The sequence below is a fragment of the Aneurinibacillus sp. XH2 genome (assembly GCF_001439585.2).
Classification (GTDB): domain Bacteria; phylum Bacillota; class Bacilli; order Aneurinibacillales; family Aneurinibacillaceae; genus Aneurinibacillus; species Aneurinibacillus thermoaerophilus.
Genome location: NZ_CP014140.1, coordinates 978,446 through 998,563 on the forward strand (window position 1 = coordinate 978,446; position 20,118 = coordinate 998,563).

Annotated in this window: 16 protein-coding genes and 3 pseudogenes; 10 read left to right on the plus strand and 9 right to left on the minus strand. The window is 41.6% G+C overall.

The window, feature by feature from the left end; all coding sequences use genetic code 11:
- Positions 1-92: 92 nt before the first annotated feature.
- Together ACH33_RS04760 and ACH33_RS04765 are read left to right on the plus strand one after the other, a co-directional pair.
- Positions 93-2,210, plus strand: a pseudogene (locus ACH33_RS04760) (heavy metal translocating P-type ATPase); the annotation flags it as partial.
- A gap of 108 nt (positions 2,211-2,318) precedes the next feature.
- Positions 2,319-2,645: an ArsR/SmtB family transcription factor gene (locus tag ACH33_RS04765; protein ID WP_057900462.1), complete on the plus strand. Its 327-nt coding sequence runs from the start codon at positions 2,319-2,321 to the stop codon at positions 2,643-2,645.
- Between the two features lie 341 nt (positions 2,646-2,986).
- Here ACH33_RS04765 and ACH33_RS04770 read toward each other — a convergent pair whose 3' ends face one another.
- Positions 2,987-3,712 (minus strand): RNA-guided endonuclease InsQ/TnpB family protein, encoded by a 726-nt coding sequence (locus tag ACH33_RS04770; RefSeq protein WP_082705895.1) that lies wholly within the window; start codon positions 3,710-3,712, stop codon positions 2,987-2,989.
- Entirely contained in the window at positions 3,712-4,170 is a 459-nt protein-coding gene (locus ACH33_RS04775; RefSeq protein WP_057900464.1) for a LysM peptidoglycan-binding domain-containing protein, read from the minus strand. The genes ACH33_RS04770 and ACH33_RS04775 overlap by 1 nt, the downstream gene beginning before the upstream one ends.
- 196 nt (positions 4,171-4,366) lie before the next feature.
- On the opposite strand from ACH33_RS04775, the gene ACH33_RS04780 reads away from it, so the two are divergent.
- The 5 genes from ACH33_RS04780 (at position 4,367) to ACH33_RS04800 (ending at position 11,807) form a co-directional block, all read left to right on the plus strand.
- Positions 4,367-6,427, plus strand: a complete 2,061-nt coding sequence (locus ACH33_RS04780; protein WP_236781965.1) for a transporter substrate-binding domain-containing protein — start codon at positions 4,367-4,369, stop codon at positions 6,425-6,427.
- Positions 6,402-7,757, plus strand: a complete 1,356-nt coding sequence (locus ACH33_RS04785; RefSeq protein ID WP_057900465.1) for a sigma-54-dependent transcriptional regulator — start codon at positions 6,402-6,404, stop codon at positions 7,755-7,757. Before ACH33_RS04780 ends, ACH33_RS04785 begins: the two co-directional genes overlap by 26 nt.
- A gap of 374 nt (positions 7,758-8,131) precedes the next feature.
- Positions 8,132-9,097 carry a formimidoylglutamase gene (gene hutG, locus ACH33_RS04790; protein WP_057900466.1) on the plus strand — a complete coding sequence of 322 codons (966 nt, stop codon included), beginning with the start codon at positions 8,132-8,134 and terminating at the stop codon, positions 9,095-9,097.
- A gap of 19 nt (positions 9,098-9,116) precedes the next feature.
- A complete protein-coding gene (gene gltS, locus ACH33_RS04795) occupies positions 9,117-10,322 on the plus strand; it encodes a sodium/glutamate symporter (protein ID WP_057900467.1) in 1,206 nt (401 codons plus the stop codon).
- A gap of 789 nt (positions 10,323-11,111) precedes the next feature.
- Positions 11,112-11,807 carry a L,D-transpeptidase family protein gene (locus ACH33_RS04800; RefSeq protein ID WP_057900468.1) on the plus strand — a complete coding sequence of 232 codons (696 nt, stop codon included), beginning with the start codon at positions 11,112-11,114 and terminating at the stop codon, positions 11,805-11,807.
- Between the two features lie 71 nt (positions 11,808-11,878).
- Here ACH33_RS04800 and ACH33_RS04805 read toward each other — a convergent pair whose 3' ends face one another.
- From ACH33_RS04805 to ACH33_RS04820, 4 genes are all read right to left on the minus strand, one after another.
- Complete coding sequence (locus ACH33_RS04805; RefSeq protein WP_057900469.1) at positions 11,879-12,169, minus strand: DUF2642 domain-containing protein; 291 nt, start codon at positions 12,167-12,169, stop codon at positions 11,879-11,881.
- 86 nt (positions 12,170-12,255) lie between these two features.
- Entirely contained in the window at positions 12,256-13,011 is a 756-nt protein-coding gene (istB, locus tag ACH33_RS04810; protein WP_057897355.1) for an IS21-like element helper ATPase IstB, read from the minus strand.
- Positions 13,008-14,216, minus strand: a complete 1,209-nt coding sequence (istA, locus tag ACH33_RS04815) for an IS21 family transposase (protein ID WP_057897356.1) — start codon at positions 14,214-14,216, stop codon at positions 13,008-13,010. The genes istB and istA overlap by 4 nt, the downstream gene beginning before the upstream one ends.
- 32 nt (positions 14,217-14,248) lie before the next feature.
- Positions 14,249-14,455 (minus strand): hypothetical protein, encoded by a 207-nt coding sequence (locus ACH33_RS04820; RefSeq protein WP_057900470.1) that lies wholly within the window; start codon positions 14,453-14,455, stop codon positions 14,249-14,251.
- Between the two features lie 295 nt (positions 14,456-14,750).
- On the opposite strand from ACH33_RS04820, the gene ACH33_RS04825 reads away from it, so the two are divergent.
- Positions 14,751-16,256 carry a recombinase family protein gene (locus ACH33_RS04825; protein ID WP_057900471.1) on the plus strand — a complete coding sequence of 502 codons (1,506 nt, stop codon included), beginning with the start codon at positions 14,751-14,753 and terminating at the stop codon, positions 16,254-16,256.
- Between the two features lie 24 nt (positions 16,257-16,280).
- Positions 16,281-16,374 (plus strand): annotated as a pseudogene (locus tag ACH33_RS20020) (RNA polymerase subunit sigma-70); the annotation flags it as partial.
- A 47-nt stretch (positions 16,375-16,421) separates the two neighbouring features.
- Here ACH33_RS20020 and ACH33_RS04830 read toward each other — a convergent pair.
- The gene (locus ACH33_RS04830; RefSeq protein ID WP_057900472.1) at positions 16,422-17,960 is read right to left on the minus strand and encodes a recombinase family protein; all 1,539 of its coding nucleotides are present in this window, start codon (positions 17,958-17,960) and stop codon (positions 16,422-16,424) included.
- Between the two features lie 179 nt (positions 17,961-18,139).
- On the opposite strand from ACH33_RS04830, the gene ACH33_RS19085 reads away from it, so the two are divergent.
- Complete coding sequence (locus ACH33_RS19085) at positions 18,140-18,301, plus strand: hypothetical protein (protein ID WP_156423999.1); 162 nt, start codon at positions 18,140-18,142, stop codon at positions 18,299-18,301.
- 201 nt (positions 18,302-18,502) lie between these two features.
- Here the strand turns inward: ACH33_RS19085 and ACH33_RS04835 are convergent, their stop codons facing one another.
- Both ACH33_RS04835 and tnpA read right to left on the minus strand, forming a co-directional pair.
- On the minus strand, positions 18,503-19,597 hold the full coding sequence (locus tag ACH33_RS04835; RefSeq protein ID WP_057900473.1) for an RNA-guided endonuclease InsQ/TnpB family protein: 1,095 nt from the start codon (positions 19,595-19,597) through the stop codon (positions 18,503-18,505).
- Positions 19,597-20,015, minus strand: a pseudogene (tnpA, locus tag ACH33_RS04840) (IS200/IS605 family transposase). Before tnpA ends, ACH33_RS04835 begins: the two are co-directional and overlap by 1 nt.
- Positions 20,016-20,118 lie beyond the last annotated feature (103 nt).

Genomic DNA, 20,118 nt, shown 5'->3' on the forward strand with positions numbered 1-20,118 from the left:
ATCATGTATTTTTGATAATCATGCAACGTAAGATTTCACACAAGCCTGTACGTATATAAATGAAGGAAAGAAGAGGGGAGAATACTGTGACAATAAGAAAAGAATTATTGTTAGAGGGGTTGGATTGCGCCAATTGCGCCAATAAAATACAGGGGAAAGTTCAAGCTTTGGCTGGAGTTGAAATGGCAAATGTTGATTTTGTATCAAGTCGATTGACGATACAAGTGAAAGAAGGAAGCAATTCCCGCAAAGTAGTCGAGCAGGCGAAAGCAATTATAAACGAGCTGGAACCGGATATAGAAATTACTGAAAAAACAAAAGATTCCCATACAGAACATAGCCGTCATCACGATACAAGCCGTACAAAGAGGTTGCTCATTCGACTGGCGATTGGCGGAGCTATTGCGCTCATCGCCGGATTGACAAAGTTATCGCTTCCGTTTGAACTTACTTTATTCTTGCTTAGTTATGTCATTGTCGGTGGTGATGTCTTACTCCGTGCCGTAAAAAATATAGCGAAAGGGCAAGTATTTGACGAAAATTTTTTAATGGCCATTGCGACAATCGGTGCGTTTGTCATTAAGCAATTTCCGGAAGCTGTCGGTGTGATGTTCTTCTATCAAATAGGGGAATTTTTGCAAGGAATTGCAGTAAACCGTTCACGTACATCCATTAGCTCATTGATGGATATTCGTCCGGATTATGCACACATAAAAGTCGGAAGCGAGATGAAAACCGTTTCCCCTGAAGAAGTGCGGACAGATGATATTATTGTTGTAAAGCCGGGTGAAAAAATTCCGTTGGACGGGGAAGTTATCGAAGGAAGCTCTATGGTTGATACGTCCGCGTTAACGGGTGAATCGGTTCCGAGAGAAGTAGAAGCAGGCAGCGAAGTATTGAGCGGATTTATTAACAAAAATGGCGTATTAACGATCAAGGTTACAAAAGAATATGGCGAATCCACCGTGGCGAAAATTTTGGATCTTGTGCAGAATGCGAGCAGCCGGAAAGCTCCAACAGAAAACTTTATTACGAAATTTGCGCGCTATTATACGCCTGTCGTCGTGCTTGGCGCTTTATTATTGGCAGTTATTCCACCTTTGTTGATTCCTAATGAGCTTTTTTCTGATTGGGTATATCGGGCATTAGTATTTCTCGTTATTTCTTGCCCATGCGCTCTCATTGTTTCCATTCCGCTCGGATTTTTCGGAGGGATCGGTGCCGCTTCCAAAAAAGGTATCCTTACGAAAGGAAGCAACTACTTAGAAGCATTAAATGATGTAAAATATGTAGTTTTTGATAAAACCGGTACATTAACTAAAGGCGTATTTAACGTAACGCATATTCAAACCGAAGGAAAGCTAACAGCAGATGAACTGTTAGAATATGCCGCTTTTGCGGAATCGTATTCCAATCACCCGATCGCGCAATCCGTTCTGCAAGCATACGGAAAAGATGTAAACAAAGGTGTTATAGAAGGCTACGAGGAAATTTCAGGACATGGTATTAAAGTAAAAATTTATGGTAAAAACGTTCTTGCAGGAAACGCAAAACTGATGCGAAAAGAGCAAATTGACTTTATTCATCCCGAAACATTGGGTACTGTTATTCATATCGCAATCGATGGAGCATATGAAGGATATATCGTTATTTCTGACGAACCAAAAGAAGATGCCAGACGTGCCGTTCAACAGTTAAAGCAATTAGGAATCAAAAAGACGGTCATGCTTACAGGTGACGCGCAAAATGTAGCGGAAAAAGTCGGTCAACAATTAGGGGTAGATGAAGTATATGCTGAGTTGCTCCCGCAGGATAAAGTCGAATGGATCGAAAGATTAGACGCTCACAAAAGCCAGAAAGAAAAGTTGATATTCGTTGGTGATGGCATTAATGACACGCCTGTTTTGGCAAGGGCAGATGTTGGAATTGCCATGGGAGGATTAGGTTCCGATGCGGCAATTGAAGCGGCAGATATCGTTATCATGACAGATGAGCCATCGAAAATCGCAACGGCCATTACGATTGCTAAACGTACCCGAAAAATCGTCTGGCAAAATATTATATTCGCTCTGGCTGTAAAAGGATTTTTCCTGCTTCTCGGTGCGTTTGGGATCGCGACAATGTGGGAAGCCGTATTCTCTGACGTTGGCGTAACCGTACTGGCGGTATTAAATTCGATGAGGGTGTTAAGAGTGAGTCATATACAGTAAAAACAAACGGATATTCCAACATGTTTCCGGGGGTTGAGGGAAGCATGAAGGAAGAGAAAATTTGAAATATCAAAAGTGATATATATTTTATAAGAAAGGAGAAAGAAGATGGAGCATAACGAAAACTTCAATTCAGCATCATGCGAAAATTTAGATGAGGAAACCTTATTCATGGTTTCGCAAACATTTAAAGCATTGTCAGACCCTACGCGCATTCGAATTTTGTATTTATTGTCGCAAAAAGAATGCGCTGTTAGTGAAATTGCAGAAGCGCTTGGCTTGTTGCAGTCTACGGTTTCGCATCAACTTCGGTTTCTGAAAAACTTAAGGCTTGTGAAATTCCGACGGGCCGGAACTATGTTGTACTACTCGCATGATGATGAGCATGTGATGGATTTGCTGCGCCAGGCTATCCATCACGCATGCCATGATTAATCATTAGTGAGGTTCATTCTTGAAATAATCTGCTTAAAACAACGACACAAAGCGGCCGCTTGTCTTTGATTCAGTATATTATTTCGGAAGCGTTGCATAAGTGTTGAAGAAAACAAAGGAGATAAGCACTATCTGACTTTGTATATCCACGTTATTTTGGAGTATGAACCTCCCCCACTTACCATAGGTTGAAGTGGGGGTTTCTGAACGATCCACCTCGGCAGAACAGGCGATCAGCGGGTTGTCGCTGATCTTACAGACACGTGCCGTCTGCGAGGGGAATCATTCAGCAACACACCCTTACGGGCGTGGGTCGGAACAAACCATCTACTACTTCTCGCTTAGGCGATCCGTAGATACGTGGGTTTCTGAATTTCAAACGGCAAGGACTGAATCTGATTTTCATACAACACTTTGGACAGTAGATTCGCCGCACCGTGAATGTCCCGATGTTGGGTATAGCCGCACGAACAGCGATACATACGCCCACGCACGTTCTTTTTCGCCCCGCAAACCGGACAGGTTTGCGATGTATAGCGTTCCTCGCGCTTGTGGAGTATGATGCCTTTCGCCTTCAGTTTGTACGTTAGGTACTTCTTTACTTTCCCAACCTGCCACTGGCTCATTCGCTGATTGTGGCAGCGAGAACGTTTCTTTTTCTTCTTTCGCTGGACGCCTTCGACATCTCCAAGGTAGACTTCGTTCACTTGCTGGGCGACCACCCATTCGACAAACTGTTTCGTCGTTTTGTGCAAGGCATCCTGTAACTGGCGTTTACTTTTAGAAAGAAGATATTGTTTGGCTCGGTTGTACCGCTTCCACTGGCGGCTGTATTTCTGGCACTTGCTCATTTTTCGCTGAAGCTCTGCAAGCTTCTTGTTACGCAGGCGGTGAATGCTTCGGATTTTTCGTCCGGTCACAATGAGACTGTCTCCAGTTGTTGCGACGGCCGCAAGCGTATGAATTTCACCCGGGTCAATGGCGCATGTATGCGAACCCGGCGGGTTCGGTGCTTTCTTGCCATCGTCGTAGGTAAGACACAGATGCAGGCCCCGGTCGCGGTTTATTAAGAATCCTTATATGAATGGTAACTGTCCGTAGGATAAGCCATTCCTGTATAAGGCGATGTTGGCTGTCCCGGATACATCGGATAAGGCATTTGTCCTCCCATATACATTTGTGAAGGTGCTGCCATGTCCGGTGCCTCATATTCCATGTACATTTTTTGACAATACATTTTATCCATACGTGGAATATGGAGCATTTCTCCTGGACGCAAAATGTGCGGGTCTTGAATGTGAGGATTCATCGTTTCAAGAACCGGTTGAGGAACATTATATTTTTTAGCCAGTTTTTTCAAAGTGTCTCCTTCTGCACATGTGTGAACAGAATACATGCCGTCTCGTTCATCTTCCCTCCAGAAAAAAGGAAAGAAGAACGGGAAGAAGAAGAAAAAAGGGAAAAAGCGACGACGCGGGAAAAAAGGTCCTCCAAAACCTCCAAATGGTGTGAATTGACGTTCCATATACTTTCCTCCATTCATTATTTGGTTATTTGACTATGCCATTATATGTTCCTGGGGATTCTTCGTTCGTGTCCAGATGAAAAGATGGGCTTATTTATGTCAACTCTCCTTGATATATCGGTATTCTTTTACGGTTTTAGGGAAGAGAGGATAAAGGGAAAAACTGTGAGCGGAGCTATCTGGGCATGTATATGAGATGATGTTGTTGTACGCGGCGGAAAGTAAGGAAAGGAGAATAGATGTGCGAAATCCAGTTGTCCTCCGTATTAGTATAGCGATATGTGTGTTTGTTTCGTGCCTGTTTTTCCCTTCTATTGCTTATCAGGAAACGAAAAAAGCAATCCGGATTGCGGGGGACAATCATTTTCCTCCTTTTGAATATTTAAGCGATTCAGGAGTTTACTCAGGTTTTAATGTCGACATTATGAACGCTATCTCTATTCAGACGGGTATCAATATTGAATATTATCCTATGCCTTGGAATCAGGCGGTACAAGCCTTGCGCTCGGGAAAAGTAGATGCGATTCAGGGCATGAAGTATAGTAAGGCACGTGAGGAAGTATATGATTTTTCCGAGTCTTACTTTACAAGTTCACAGGCGATTTTTGTGTTAAAAGATAACATGTATATTAGACAAATCGATGATCTGGAAGGAAGAAAAGTAGCGGTGCAAAAAGGCGATGTTGCCAACGACTTATTAAATAAAGTGAATCACGTACAGTTGATAGAAGCCGATAACCAGCAAGAGGCCGTTCAATTACTGGTGGAAGAAAAGGTTGACGCTTTTGTGGGCAACAGGATTACCGGCCAATACTTCCTTCAAAAAAGCAGGCAGCAATCATTGATCAAAATTGTCGGCGAACCGCTTGATCCTACAGCTTATGCTATCGCTGTTTTGCCGAAAAATAATGGTTTGTTAAAGCTATTTAACCAGGGAATTGATCGAATCAAAAGCGATGGAACCTATGAAAAAATAGAGAAAAAGTGGTTTGGAGAATATATCATGCCGTCTGCCCCGGTATTGCGCAAAACCTTGTTTTATCTGGAAACCGGGCTTGTTATTACCCTTATTATCATTACTTTCATACTATGGTGGAACCGCATGTTAAAAAAGGAAGTGAGCAAACGAACAAAGCAAATTGAAAGAATAAATAAAGATTTGGAAGAGAAGATGGTACTTCTGAAAGAAAATCTTTACTTTCAGAAGCAATTGCTAAACAGTGCCTACAGCTCTTTTATTACCTTGCATCAAGCAGGTACTGTTTCCATGCTCAATCGCCGGGCAATGGAGTATTTGGGTCTAAACGAAAAGGCCGTGGGCAGGCCTTTCCAACAAACGCCTATTGTAAAGTTTATTCCTGAACAAGAAATTAACGCAGCGTTAGAGGATAAAAAAATGTTCCTGCAAAAAGAAACGACCTGGCTGCAAACTCCTTCCCAAAAAAGGTACATTACCTATAGCATTTATCCGATTAAAACGACAACGGGGGATAGTGTCGGCGTCATGCTCAACTTTCTGGATATTACAGAACAAAAAGAGTTTGAAAAAAAGGTAGCCCAGGAAGATCGGCTGCGTTCTTTGGGGCAACTGATAGCGGGAATTGCCCATGAAATCCGCAATCCTTTAATGTCGATTCTTACGTATACGCAATTGCTTCCGAAGAAATTTGCCAATGCGGAGTTTCGTTCCTTCTTTTCCCAGCATGTCTCCAGCGAAATCACTCGCCTTAATGCATTAATTAACGATTTGCTCGATTATGCGCGCCCGAAAAAATCAGAACCCGTAATCTGTTCGCTTTATGATGTTGCTGAAGGGATTGTAAGGTTATTCAAACCGAAAATAAAAGAAAAACAGATAAACATAGTTTGGGAGTTTCCTGAGAAGATTGAGGCCATTGCGGATATACAACAAATCAAACAAGTACTCATGAATATTATCGTAAATGCCATTCAGGCGGTAGATGAACACGGAACGCTAACCATTCGCGGATATTACCGGGGAAATGTTGCCGTTATGCAGATTGAAGATACTGGAGCAGGAATTTCGGAGGACGAGCTTGACAAAATCTTCGAGCCGTTTTATAGCAGGAAAGCAAATGGGGTCGGACTTGGGCTTTCCATTTCATATCAGCTTATGAAAGAAAATAAAGGGACAATTGATGTAAAAAGCATAAAGGGAAAAGGAACGACTGTCACCATATGTTTACCGTGCTGTAGAAAGGATGAAGATGATGTATCATGTTATGATTATCGATGACGAACCAGCGATTTGCCAGTCATTAACGTTTGCATTGGAAGACCGATATCATGTTTATGCCTTTACTGACCCGCGGGAAGCTCTTCCTCTTTTCGAAAGGGTGGACATTGCCATTGTGTTGCTGGATTTAAAAATCGGAGAATACAACGGAATAGACGTGTTGGAAGAAATAAAACGTATTTCTCCTTCCACTATTGTCATTATCATGACGGCTTACGGAAGCATCCCTTCTTCTGTGGAAGCCATGCGTAAGGGAGCGTTTTCGTACGCGACAAAACCGCTTCACATTGATGAATTGGAAGTATTAATGCAAAAAGCGGAAGAAGTATATACGCTGCATTCCAAAGTTCAATGGTTGAGTCATGAATTGGATAAGGTGACGGATAACTATGGACTGATTGGAAAAAGTGCAGCCATGCGCGAAATCTTTACTTTAATCGATAAAATTAAAGACATTGACTCCAATGTACTGATTACCGGAGAAAGCGGAACAGGAAAAGAGGTAGTAGCGAGAACGATTCACTATCAAAGTAAGCGAAGGAACAAAAAATTTCAGGCGATTAATTGCGCGGCCATTCCGGGCCATTTGTTAGAGTCGGAACTATTTGGATATGAAAAGGGAGCGTTTACGGGAGCGGTACAACGAAAGTCCGGGTTGTTTGTACTGGCGGAAGGCGGAACGATTTTTTTAGATGAAATCGGTGAAATGGATTTAGCTTTACAGGGTAAACTTTTGCGTGTTCTTCAGGAGAAAAAAGTAATGCCGATTGGTGGGATTGAAGAAATCAGTATAGACGTTCGTATTATTGCGGCGACGAACCGGAACCTGGAAAAAGAAGTAAAAGAGAACCGTTTCCGTGAGGATTTGTATTACCGATTAAACGTGATTCCGATTCAGCTTCCTTCCCTGCGGGAAAGAAGAGAAGATATTCCTCTGCTAGTAGAATTCTTTATTAAAAAATATAGCGATAAAATGGGAAAACCTGTTGAAGGAATTTCTCAGGAAGCGCTTCAGCTTTTACAGCAATACGCCTTTCCGGGGAACATTCGGGAATTACAGAATATGATTGAAAGAGCCATTGCTTTAACGGGTTCTTTCTGTATACAAAAAGTCGATTTGCCGGTGGAAATTCGGAAAAACAACCGGGCATTTATTAGCGATACATTAATTCCTGTTTATGTAGGCGAAACGATGGAGGAAATTGAGAAAAGAGTTATTTTGCATAATTTAGCCGCTTGTAACGGGAATCAAAGAAAAACGGCGCAAATAATCGGAATCGGGGAGCGGACATTGCGGGAAAAATTAAAAAAATATCGGGAAGAAAAGTAGGCGAAAATTGCCGCCCGGCAATTTTCGCCTACTTTCTTTTTATAAGTAAACGAGGAAAAACTCGTGAGTCGTGTGCCAAACGTGGCTTTTTCCATGTGGAGCGTGTGGCATGGAGGGAGAGAAAGACCGGCAATTGTCTCCCTCCTAGAGGTACCCAGATATTTTACCAGTCTAACCGGAGGGCAACGCCCGCGAGTTTTTCTTATTATGACTTTACCTATTTCGTAAATATTTTCTTGGCATAAATATTGCTTCGATATATAGAAAACATTGAAAAATTAAGGAGGATGCTGATGAGAACATGCTTCTGTAACGCTTTTTAAACAAAATCATCATAGAAGTAAATACATGAAAGAAAATCATGGAGGTATAAAGTGTATACTGTAGCAGCAAAAGAATACTGGATGGGGAGAACAGATAGTGAGTCGGTAACTGAGATGTTTAGATTGCATCAAGTTGTAAGAATCGAAAATTTGGCAACTTTCAATGAAAAGCAAAAAGAAAGCGCTATCGGAATAATTGGATTCAGATGTGATGAGGGCGTACGGAGAAATAAGGGAAGAACAGGTGCGTATTATGCTCCGGATGCCATTAGAAAATCGTTATCTTCTTTACCGTACAATTTTCATTCAGATATCAAGCTATTTGATTTCGGGAATGTCAGCTGTGATGACGGAAATCTTGAAGAAGCCCAAAAAGAATTGGGCGAAGCCATAAAAAAAATATTGGACCTAAACATTTTTCCGCTGATTATAGGCGGAGGTCATGAAGTAGCGTATGGACATTTTCTGGGCCATAAAAAGTACAAGAAAGATATTGAAAATATCGGAATTATCAATTTTGATGCGCATTTTGATATGAGATCGTATGACGAGACAACCAGTTCCGGTACGATGTTTAAACAAATTGCGGATGAATTTGTGGCCGCAAATAAAACGTTCCGTTATTTATGTGTCGGAATTCAAAAAAGCGGAAATACAAAATATTTATTTGAAACAGCGGAACGATACAGATGTGAATATATTCGTGAAGATGAGATTTCTTTGCTTCATTTAGATAAAGTTAGCAAAAAGATCGACGAGTTTATTGCTAAAAGTGATACGATCATGCTTACTTTGTGCAGTGATGTTTTTTGTTCAAGCGATGCTCCTGGTGTTAGCGCTCCGCAGCCGTTCGGACTTGACCCGAAAATCGTTAAATACTTTTTAAAAGACATCGTAAAACATAAAAAGGTTTTAAGCTTTGATATCGCTGAAATCAATCCGACATTAGATGAAAGCGGTCTTACGGTGAAACTTGCCGCTACGATGTTGTATGAAATCATCGACAGTTTAGCATAACTTTATAGGTGGTTAAGATATGAAATTGGAATTTAGCTTAATTGAAACACTTTTCTTATCTGTTTTACTCTTGTTGTTCGGATACTTTATAAGAAAAAAGATAAAATTTTTACATCGTTTTTGTATACCAGCCCCAGTAATTGGCGGTCTGCTCTTTTCTATTTTCGTTATGGTGCTTAAGGAACTGAATGTAGGGACGATCACGCTGGATGTTTCGCTGCAAAGTTCGTTTATGCTGGCCTTTTTCACTACGGTTGGTTTAGGTGCGAGCTTTTCGCTCGTAAGACAAGGTGGAAAATTGCTTATTGTTTACTGGCTTCTCTGTGGTTTTGTCGCCATTTTCCAAAACGTGATTGGCGTTTCACTTGCGCAAGTTCTGGGGATTCATCCGTTATTGGGCGTTATGGCGGGAGCGGTTTCGATGGAAGGCGGTCATGGAGCGGCTGGCGCTTTCGGGCCGACTGTTGAAGAGCTGGGCGTTCAGGCAGCTACCACTATCAGCTTCGCGGCGGCTACTTTTGGCCTTATTTTTGGCAGCCTAATTGGCGGACCGGTTTCGAGATATTTGATAAATAAATACGATTTAAAACCTGAAACTTCAAATGAAGAAATTAAAACATTTGAAGCGGTCGTTGGTATGAATAAACATGATGAGCCTTTAACCTCTCACCGTATTTTTACGCACATTTGCTTGATCACGTTTTGTATGTGTCTCGGCGTTATTATAAGTAAATCTTTTGCACAAATAACAAGCTTTGTTTTGCCGGAGTATGTTGGCGCGATGTTTTTAGCCGTTATTATCAGAAATCTTAATGATCGTTTTCACGTTATGAAGTTTGATTTGAAGTGTGTAAACCTTATCGGAGATGTTTCGCTGGGAATTTTCCTTTCTATGGCATTAATGAATTTGAAAATTTGGGAAATTTTCGATTTGGCGGTTCCGCTGTTCGTTATTTTAGTGTTCCAAGTATTGTTTATTATTTTGTACGGTATTTTTGTCGTATTCCGTTTGTTGGGGAAAGATTATGATGCAGCCGTTATGGTTGGCGGTTTGTCCGGACATGCTTTGGGAGGTACTCCAAATGCGATGGCAAATATGGGAGCGATTACAGAACGGTATGGAGAATCGAAGCGCGCATTTTTGATTGTTCCTGTCGTTGGTGCATTTTTAATTGACTTATTCGGAATACCAAGCATTATATCTTTTATTAACTTTTTTAAATAAAAGTGCGTCCATTGTTTTCATCCTTGTTTTTGCTACAGTTAACAAGGTAGTTGATTCCGATTTTCTATCCCCCCTCGGTGGCTACCCTGCTTGCTTACACAAAATTTTTGACGGTACAGTGCTGGGTACTATCAGGTCAATATAAAAAAGAAAAGTGTAAATAGATAGTAAAATAAAATTCGTTCGTCATTTTCTTATTTATGTCGCCAGGAAACGACAGTAACGACGAAGAATTTGACGACAAGTATTAGTTATAACCTCCTCTAATTTGATGCATAATAAAAGTGTGGAAAATTATAGGAGGTTATAAATATGGAAGTAAAAGTGATTATGCCTAATCCGAAAAGTAATTGGGAATCGTGCGTACAGAAGTACTGGCAAAAGGAAAAACAAAAGTGGGAAAAACGAAGGAATCAGCGTAAAAAATGAACGCTATAATGGGAATTTACTTTGTAATTATTATGATTATGGTTGTTTTGTGTGGAGTGACAGCGTGGCTTATTTTTCGAAAACTGAAATATGATAATAGTGTTTTTATGGACATGAACGATCAAGAGCTAAGAAAACAACGGAGTAATTAGAGCACCTAATATTATCCCTCTTGTGTAGACAGTTTGGTATAACCATCACTGTAAATACAGGAGGGATTTTTCATGGGGCAAGATAAGACCTATACAAAGTAGTATGAACCTCTTTCCCTATTGAAAAATTTTTTGATTAGCGATGAAAACAAAGGGAACCATATAAAATATTATGCATGTGATTTAATTGAGGAAAGGGATATATTTCATGAAAACAGCAGTTTTTTTTTCGCTTAATTTCACAAAGCTGGTAATTACCTTGGTTATCGCTTTTATTCTTGCTTTCATTTTATGTACAGTAACGGCTCATTCTGGCGATGAATCGAGCTCTTCTTACGAAATCCGCATTAACTTATGGTATCAGGAGCTTCAGCTTATTAAAGAGGGGAAAATAACAAAAACCTTTAAAGTGGCTTCAGGTGCGCTCGACACCCCGTCCCCAGTAGGAATCTTTCGTATTGTTTCGAAGGATGAGGGATGGGGCGGTGGCTTTGGAAGTTGTTGGCTTGGATTAAATGTGCCATGGGGGACATATGGGATACACGGTACGAACAAACCTTATCTTATCGGTCAGCATGTTAGCCACGGCTGTTTTCGCATGCGAAATCGAGATATAGAAGAACTGTATGAGATCGTTCCAATAGGAACAAAGGTTATCGTAGAAGGGCCCATTACCGGCCATAAAGATTTGACGTATCGTGTACTGGTACGCGGCTCGCGTGGAGCGCTGGTTCAACTTGTCCAGAATCGTCTTCAGGCTGCTGGTTTTTATCAGGGTAAGTGTCACGGCATTTTTGATTGGAGTACAGAACAAGCCGTGATTCAATTTCAAAAACAGAATCATTTGCCTGTAACGAAACAGATTCATGATACAGATTTACTTTACTTAGGAATTATTGAATAATAAAGTTTTGAGATTACGGTATAAACAAGAGCAGCCGTTTCGAAAAAAGAACGGCTGCTCTTGTTTGGGTTCTAACTGATGTAAACAATCCCCTCCCACCTAATATGGTAATGCTGTCCATCCATATTCACTAAAATATAATCAGGAAAAACTTCCTCTAGTTTTCCTTGGATTTCTTTAATCGGAGTTGCAACGGAGATGTTTTTTCCCTTTCTTTGGTTTAAGTGATTGAGCAATCGTTTCGTAAAAGTGTTGCTCTTTTTAGAAGTGGATTCCTCTTTGAGGGGAGAACCTTCTTTAGAGATAAGCTCACCAAAGGTAGGCTCTTCTTTAGAAATAAGTTCACCATTTGTTATGACCACTTTCTCAGGGGTGGCCTCTTTTTGAGTGTCAAGGCCGGCTATAACTTCCCCAAAATCGCCGTTTTAAAATTCCCCAGAAGGGCTCCTCACGAACCCTTCTGTTTTCGTGATGCAGCCTTCTTTTCCCGTAATCTGTAGCTTTCACCTTTCATGTTAAAGATACGAGAATGATGCAGAAGTCGATCCAACATCGCTGTCGCAATAACTGGATCTCCCAATACTTCTCCCCATTCACCAAATGACTTGTTGGAGGTCATGATGATAGAACCACGTTCATAGCGGCGAGAGATGACTTGAAAAAGATAGTGGGCACTTCCGTGCTCTAGATGCATATAACCCATCTCATCCACAATGAGTAAACTTGGCTTTACGAATGTGCGAAGCTTTTTCTCCAACTTTCCTTCTTGGTCCGCTTTTCGTAACTGGGAGATTAGCTCCTGTGCTGTAATGAAATATACCTTATGCCCTTGTCCAATTGCCTCAAGAGCGATGGAAACGGCAAGATGTGTTTTCCCAATGCCGGGAGGACCAAGAAAGATGAGGTTCTCTTTGTGTTTCAAGAATGAAAGGGTCATCAATTCTCGAATACGCCGTTCATCTACAGAAGTCTGCACAGAGAAGTCAAACTCGTCCAACGTTTTGCGAAACGGTAGTTTCGCCAACTTGAGTAACGTTTCCGTTGTACGTTGATGCTTCTGCGCAATTTCTGCTTCTAGAAGGCTGAATAAAAACGCAGAGTATGGTACATTATTCTTGGCAGCTTGTTCTGCTGCTTCCGACCACATATCGCATATGGTCGGTAAATTTAATCTTTGACAGTACTCTTCGATTTTCTCCATCATGACATCTCACCTCCGGTGAGCTCGTCATATTCAGAAAGCGAACGAGTATGTACCTCAAAATGAGAAGCGGGTTGAGAGCGGCCAACTCCAATGTCCTGTTTCTCATTTTGCTTTTGCGGAAGGAAAATCACGTTCTCGTGAAGCTGTTTGCACGAGATGCGCACTCCTTGATAGTAGGCTGTCACTTGTCCATCTAGGGACTCTTTGACCAGTATCTCTTTTTGTGAGTACTCTGGATCCACAATCCATTTCACGCCACGATAGGAGAACGTCCCGTCGAAATGCGTCTTGCGATAGGAACGATAACTTGTGTCATAGTCCGCTTTCTGGAGAATCGGCTGAAGCTTTTCTTCTGCCCAACGCTCTTGCGGAGAAACCCCTGTCGTATCGTTTTTCTTGCGGTTTCCAACGCGATCCAGCCATCGAAGAAGCTGTTGGTTCAGATCCTCTACCGAATCGTAAGATGTCCCTACATAGAATGAATTTATAATGTACTGAATGGCTCGCTCTACTTTGCCCTTTGTTTGAGCCCTGTAGGGCTTACAAGCCTTCGGAGTGAAGGAGTAGTAAGAGGCAAACTCCGCAAATCGTTCATTCCACTTCACCACACCTTGTTCCCGTCCATCTGTCACAGTCTTCATGTTGTCAAACAAGATATGTTGCGGAACACCGCCAAAATACTTGAAACTATGAATGAGACACTGCATCAAGTGCTCCTGGTCTTGAGACGTTGTCACTTCTGCATACTTCATTCTGGAGTATCCTAATACGGCAACGAACATTGTCAGCTTGACTGGTTCGCCATGTAGGATCACGGTGCCAATTTCTTTCCAGTCTACCTGCATCTGTTCTCCAGGCAACGTTTCATACCGTACGGTATACTTCGCTCTATGCGTATCCCGAAAGGGCTTGATGTAGTCTTTCAGGATCGTTCTTCCCCCTGTATAACCAAGGCTCTGGATTTCTCCATACAGTTTCTCGCTGTTAAACACACCATCTTCTATCATGCGTTTATGCAAGTAGTCTTTATAGCGGTCTAGTTTACTTCCTCGGCTCGTTCGTTTCTTTTTCAAAGGCGGGGAGTTTTCCCCAAGATACTTACGAACTGTTTTTCGATCAATCCCCAACTGCCGGGCAATGTCAGAGATAGACATTCCTTTCCGGTATAACTCCTTGATCATAAAAAATTCCCCTCTCGTAATCATGAACCATAGCTCCTCTCAGATGTCTATGGTTCTTATTGTAGGTTGGGGAATTTTATTCCGGCTATATTGGGGATTTTATCATCGGCTTTAACATGAGCGGTAGTTTTTTTTCTTTCAGGTAGTTTATACTGAGCTTGGTTAGAAACAGAGTAAAAATCGTATCCATTAGGCATAGGGTAGGCATGATAAGGATAGGCATTATAGGGGTAAACACCATGAGAATAAGATGGATAATACATTTTTTTCCTCCTTTTATTTATAAGGTACAATAGGAGTATATGCAAAATATGGTGAGATGCCTCAGGGTAAATGCCTAAGTCGTTCTTTTGATTTTATTATTGACAAATGCGATTTCGTTAAAACATCTCGAGCTGTTATGGATGATCCTGCATGAGGTCAAGCGGCATCTGCATACCATCCATTAACGAGGTGATATGCGGATGCATGTGAAAATTATGAAAGGGAATTGTACCGATAAGAATATGCTTGCCTGCTATATTTATCTCAAAGAGAAGTATAGGAGGGAAAAGCTTCATGATCGGAATTTACGCACGGGTAAGTACAGAAGAACAAGCGAAGAGCGGCTTCAGCTTGGAGAGCCAAGTGAGGGAATGTCGGAAAAAGTCAGGGACAAATGAATGCAAAGAGTATATAGATGAAGGGGTTTCTGGTGAGTTTTTAGATCGACCGGCTTTGTCACAACTTCGCCAGGACGTTCGAGATGGGTTAATTACGAAAGTAGTATGCTTGGATCCGGATCGTTTATCACGGAAACTGATGCACCAACTTCTTATCACAGAAGAATTTGATCGGCAAGGCATCGAACTTGTTTTTGTGAATGGAGAATATGCGCGTACACCGGAAGGGCAGTTATTCTACAGTATGCGTGGTGCGATTGCTGAATTTGAGAAAGCGAAGATCAATGAGCGCATGAGTCGCGGTCGACGCGAGAAGGCAAGACAAGGTCGAGTGCTACGTGACTTTCAGGTGTATGGATATAGTTATAATAAAGAAACGGAACAGATGATTATTAATGAAGAGGAAGCTGCTATCGTTCGTCTTATTTTTGACTTGTTCACCAAACCAGGAGCTGTGCAAGGAATGAATGGCATTGCTCATTATCTTACAAAACAAGCGATCCCTACAAAGAAAGGAAAAGGGGTATGGCATCGCCAGGTGGTACGCCAGATACTGATGAATCGGGCATACATCGGGGAGTTCTATCAGAATAGATGGAACACAGAAGGGATGCTAGGTAACAAACACAAAGCTCCAGACGAGCGTGTGCCAGTGAGACAGCGTCCGAGAGAAGAATGGATTCATATTCCTTGCCCACCCATTATCGAACGAGAGCAATTCGAATACGCACAGAAGCTGTTGCAAGATTCACGGCGACGATGGGCAAAAAAAGGCTTACACCAGTATTTGCTGAGTGGTCTGCTTCGCTGCGCTCATTGCGGTAATACGATGACAGGCCGACGCGCGAAGAATTGGGGTAAATACGTATATGAGTATACCGACATTAAAAGTACAGCTGGAGCAAAGAACAGGGGATGTGGCCGGAAAGTAAAGCGTGAAGAGTTCGATAATGAAATCTGGAAAACGGTTCGTTCTTGGCTTGAGAACCCGAATGAGATCGCGGCGGCGGCCGAATACGATAAACAGGAAAGTGAAATTCCATTTGAACAGATGGAGATGGAACGCTTAGAAAAAGAAATAGAAAAAGCGAAAAAAGGACGTAAAAGAATTCTTTCTTTATTTGCTATAGGAATGGATAGTGGAGAAGAAGAAGTATGCGACATCATGCGTACATTAAAAGAAAAAGAAGAAACGGCGACAAAACAACTAAAAGAGCTGAAGGCTAGAATAAGGGAAGAAAAAGAAGCCGGATTTAATCAGAACCTGTTGAGCGAGGCGGCCGAGTATTATCTGTTCAAACATCCAGATGCTCTTACTTTTGATGATAAGCAGAAAATCATTCGTCAGTTAATTCGGGAGATTATCGTTTATGAAGATCACATTGAAATCTTCACATATTAATACGTATCTATTGACTTTAGAATTGAGATTTTAATGCATTTGCGCTCGTTAAAGAAAACAAAAAAGGATGTTTCCCTTCACGATCCAATTGGAACAGATAAAGAAGGAAATGAATGTAACATTAAACGTTATCTGTTGTGGATAAGTGGAGAAAGGAGAGACGAATTACTTCGGCAGGAAAATGAAAATTTCCAAACTGAAGTTATCGCCTCGCTGATGCTTTTCTTTGGTATATATTACTTTTTTGATGATCTGTTTTAACAAGTCATTTTTCTTTTCGATATCGTCTGTCCTGTGATACGCTTCGATAATGTGCCGTATACACGGTAACAGGTTTTCTTTAGTAGCCTCCTGTTCATGTATGCGAGCCATTTCTTCTTTCGCATTTTTTAGTGCCTCTTTCGTGTCGACAATGCGTGCCATAATGTTTTGATTCCTTTCCAAGTAAGTATCCACATCATAAATCCCAAGCTCTAATAGATCGTGCAGATTATTCTTTTGCTTCTCCAATTCGATCAACTGCTTTTCTAACTCTTGTATAACCGTTTCGGAAATAGCAGGTAGCACTTCTGTCGAAACAGACACTTCTTTTTCTACCTGTTCCATGTTTACCACATATTCTTTCAGCCACTTTTCTAGCTCATTTAGAACGGCACGCTCGACATATTCAAAACGTGTACCTTTGTTGCGACAGTTTACGTTACTGCATCTTATGTGTGGTGCTTGATGCACATATGGGCGCTTTACCATTGCAGCACCGCAAAAGCCGCAGCGGACTAAGCCAGCGAGGGGATTGGTAATTTTTAAGCCTGTACGGTTTGGTACAACAGTTTTATTTTGCAGATTGCGCTGGGCTTGCTGAAACATTTCCTTTGACACCAGTGGTTTATGCTTTCCTTCAACATCGACCCATTCTTCGCGAGGACGTATATAGCCGCTCCCTTTCTTTTTGTTTCGATATGTTTTTCGCCACTGCATGCGGCCGATGTAGACTTCATTTTTTAAAATAGCAGCAACGGAGTATGGTGACCATTGTTTACCGGCTGGAGAAAGAATTTTCATCTCATTTAATCGGCGAGAAATACGGCATGTTCCTATCTTTTCGTTGACATACCAGTGAAAGATGAGTCGTACGATTTCAGCTTCTTTCTCATTCGGTATGAGAATTAAATCTTTGCCACGATCATATCCATATGGTGGTTTTGTACCGATGTATTTTCCTTCTTTTACAGAAGCCAAACGGCCACGTTGGAGACGCTTGTTAATAATCTTAAGCTCCCGGCGTGCTATAAACGCTTCAAACTCGGAATATTCCTCATCGAATTCGTCTTCCAGGTCATAGCTTTTCTGTGGTGTAATGATAAGCGTTTTTGATTCTTTAAATGCGGCAATGATTGTGCCTTGATCGCGCATGTCACCACGGCCTAATCGGTCGATGTCCATGCATAAGACGGCATCATATACACCATCTTCGACCTCGGTAAGTAATTTGATGACTTCAGGTCGGTCAGCGATACGTTCGCCAGACACAATTTCTTCATATATTTTGACGACATTATATCGGTTTTTGTACGCCAGTTCTAGTAAAGCTTTCTTATGTTTGCTAAGGGTTTCGACTTCGCCCCGCATTTCAGCTTCAATGTCGGCGCGAGACTTACGCAGGTACATAGCAACGTGATTTAGGTCTTTCGGAAATTCACGCATGCCTTTTCCTCCCTTCTTTTGATACTGCTATCATTTTATGCTTAATGGATTACAATCATTTTTTTAAAGTTTAAAGCGGTTAAGCTGTTCTAAATGAATCGTGTTTTCTTTTATGTTTGAAAACTTCCAATGTTGTCCGCTCTGTCCATTCGCATATAGATGTACCGGGGGATGCAGAGATGGATGAACAAAAACAGGAGCGTAAGCCAGATTATGAAGGGAAACAAGGAAATACAAATATCCGGGTATATTTGTGCCGAATTCCAGCAAAAGAGTTTTGGTCCCGTGTAAACCCTGCAATCGCAAAGTGTTTGCAATTCCAAAAGCAAGACGGCTCTTGAAAAGGAGCCGCTATAAGACAAGCATAGCCTTGACAAAACATTTACAGGAACGATGGTGATTGGAGAACGCCTTAAAGAAGCACGAGAAGTCGTTGGACTAACGCAAGTGAACCTCTCTCCAATAAATTGGAGAGCTTCTCGCTTCATCGAGCCGACTATTGTCGCACTCTCCACGAAGGCTAGTTCCTAGCCTAGCGTGTCTTACGACACGTTTTGTAGTTGTTGTACTGCCCGTTTGAGAATGTTTTTGGCGGCATTTACATCACGGTCACATTCAAATCCACAAGAAGGGCAACGATGTGTCCGTACAGCCAATGTTTTCTTTACGATTTCATCACAGCTTGAGCATTGTTGACTTGTGTTTCGTGGATCAACCAGAACAACACGCTTACCAGCACTTTCAGCCTTGTAAGTGGTGAACTGCACAAGTTGATTCCACCCTGCGTCTGCAATACTCTTTGCAAGATGATGATTTTTCACCATGTTTGTGATTTTCAAGTCTTCAAAGGCGATCAAATCATAGCGATTGACCAATTGACGCGAAATCTGATGAGCATTATTTCTGCGCTGATTCGCAATGTACTCATGCTTCTTGGCGAGGAGTACCACAGCCTTTTTACGGCGGTTTGACCCTTTCTTTCGCCTTGATACGATACGCTGTAACTTTTTGAGTTGTCGCTCGCTTTTACGCAAATACTTGGGGACATGATAAAAATCACCATCCGATGTGATCGCCAGATGCTGTAAGCCCAAATCTACACCGATCTTTTTCCCTGTTGATTGCGTTTTTGTTTCCATTTCACAGGACAAACAAACATAATATCGTCCATTTTTAGCGATGACTGTGCACGTTTTGATTATACCTTGCACTTGACGATGTAGTTTGATTCGAACGGTTCCAACTTTGGACAGCGTGATGTATTTTCCTTCGAGTGAAAATCCTGATTGCGGATACGTGAAACTGTGATAGCGATTCATCCCTTTGAAGCGAGGAAATCCTGCTTTTTCGCCACGCTTCAACCGTCTGAAAAAGGCTTGATACGCTTTATCCAGACGTTCGACTACGTTTTGTAAGACTTGCGAATGAACGTCCTTATACTCTTCACACACCTTTTTCAGCGCAGGTAACTCTTTCTTTTGGGAATAGAACGTCAGGGATACACCACACTTTTTATACGCCGTAATTCGCTGTTCAAGCAAGGCGTTATAGAGCCATCGGCAATACATGAGCGTTTCGTTTATTCTTTCTCGCTGTTCTTTGGTTGGCTCAATACGAAACTTATACGTTCGTAGCATTACGAATCTCCTTTTTTCTGATTTTCGATATAATTGCGAATTACATCTTCTGAGATCGAACCAATGGTTTCGATGTAAAAGCTACTGTTCCAAAGATGACCGCCCCATAATCTTTTTTTCAGTTGTGGAAATTTCAAAAACAGTTTACGGGCAGAAATTCCTTTCAGCATTTTCACAATATACGAGGGGGGGGGATCTTTGGATGAGCAGAAGCAAAAACGTGAATGTGGTCTTGTTCGCCGACTTCCATCATGACGACTTCAAACTCTTTTTCCTGTGCGATTTCTTGAAAAAGGTCTTTCAAGTAGCCTTCTATCTCGGAAGTGAGTACTTTTCTTCGGTATTTTACAGACCAAACGATGTGATAATTAACATTGTAGACACAGGTTCGAGCATGTTTTATGGTAGATTTTTTCATACATATAGTATATCACAAAATTGATCTTTGATATCTCAATGAGCTGTGCGGTGATAGGTATAGCGGAGATCGAAAAGCGAAAAATGTCGCGGGCTCTCATGCC

Excerpts from the sequence above, each read along its gene's own strand:
- ACH33_RS04765 (WP_057900462.1), top strand. The coding sequence starts at position 2,319 with ATGGAGCATAACGAAAACTTCAATTCAGCATCATGCGAAAATTTAGAT.
- ACH33_RS04785 (WP_057900465.1), top strand. The coding sequence starts at position 6,402 with ATGTATCATGTTATGATTATCGATGACGAACCAGCGATTTGCCAGTCA.
- istB (WP_057897355.1), bottom strand. The coding sequence starts at position 13,011 with ATGATGGAGAAAATCGAAGAGTACTGTCAAAGATTAAATTTACCGACC.
- ACH33_RS04800 (WP_057900468.1), top strand. The coding sequence starts at position 11,112 with ATGAAAACAGCAGTTTTTTTTTCGCTTAATTTCACAAAGCTGGTAATT.
- ACH33_RS04825 (WP_057900471.1), top strand. The coding sequence starts at position 14,751 with ATGATCGGAATTTACGCACGGGTAAGTACAGAAGAACAAGCGAAGAGC.
- ACH33_RS04780 (WP_236781965.1), top strand. The coding sequence starts at position 4,367 with ATGATGTTGTTGTACGCGGCGGAAAGTAAGGAAAGGAGAATAGATGTG.
- ACH33_RS04820 (WP_057900470.1), bottom strand. The coding sequence starts at position 14,455 with ATGTATTATCCATCTTATTCTCATGGTGTTTACCCCTATAATGCCTAT.
- ACH33_RS04835 (WP_057900473.1), bottom strand. The coding sequence starts at position 19,597 with ATGCTACGAACGTATAAGTTTCGTATTGAGCCAACCAAAGAACAGCGA.
- gltS (WP_057900467.1), top strand. The coding sequence starts at position 9,117 with ATGAAATTGGAATTTAGCTTAATTGAAACACTTTTCTTATCTGTTTTA.
- ACH33_RS19085 (WP_156423999.1), top strand. The coding sequence starts at position 18,140 with ATGGATGAACAAAAACAGGAGCGTAAGCCAGATTATGAAGGGAAACAA.
- ACH33_RS04775 (WP_057900464.1), bottom strand. The coding sequence starts at position 4,170 with ATGGAACGTCAATTCACACCATTTGGAGGTTTTGGAGGACCTTTTTTC.
- ACH33_RS04830 (WP_057900472.1), bottom strand. The coding sequence starts at position 17,960 with ATGCGTGAATTTCCGAAAGACCTAAATCACGTTGCTATGTACCTGCGT.
- istA (WP_057897356.1), bottom strand. The coding sequence starts at position 14,216 with ATGATTACGAGAGGGGAATTTTTTATGATCAAGGAGTTATACCGGAAA.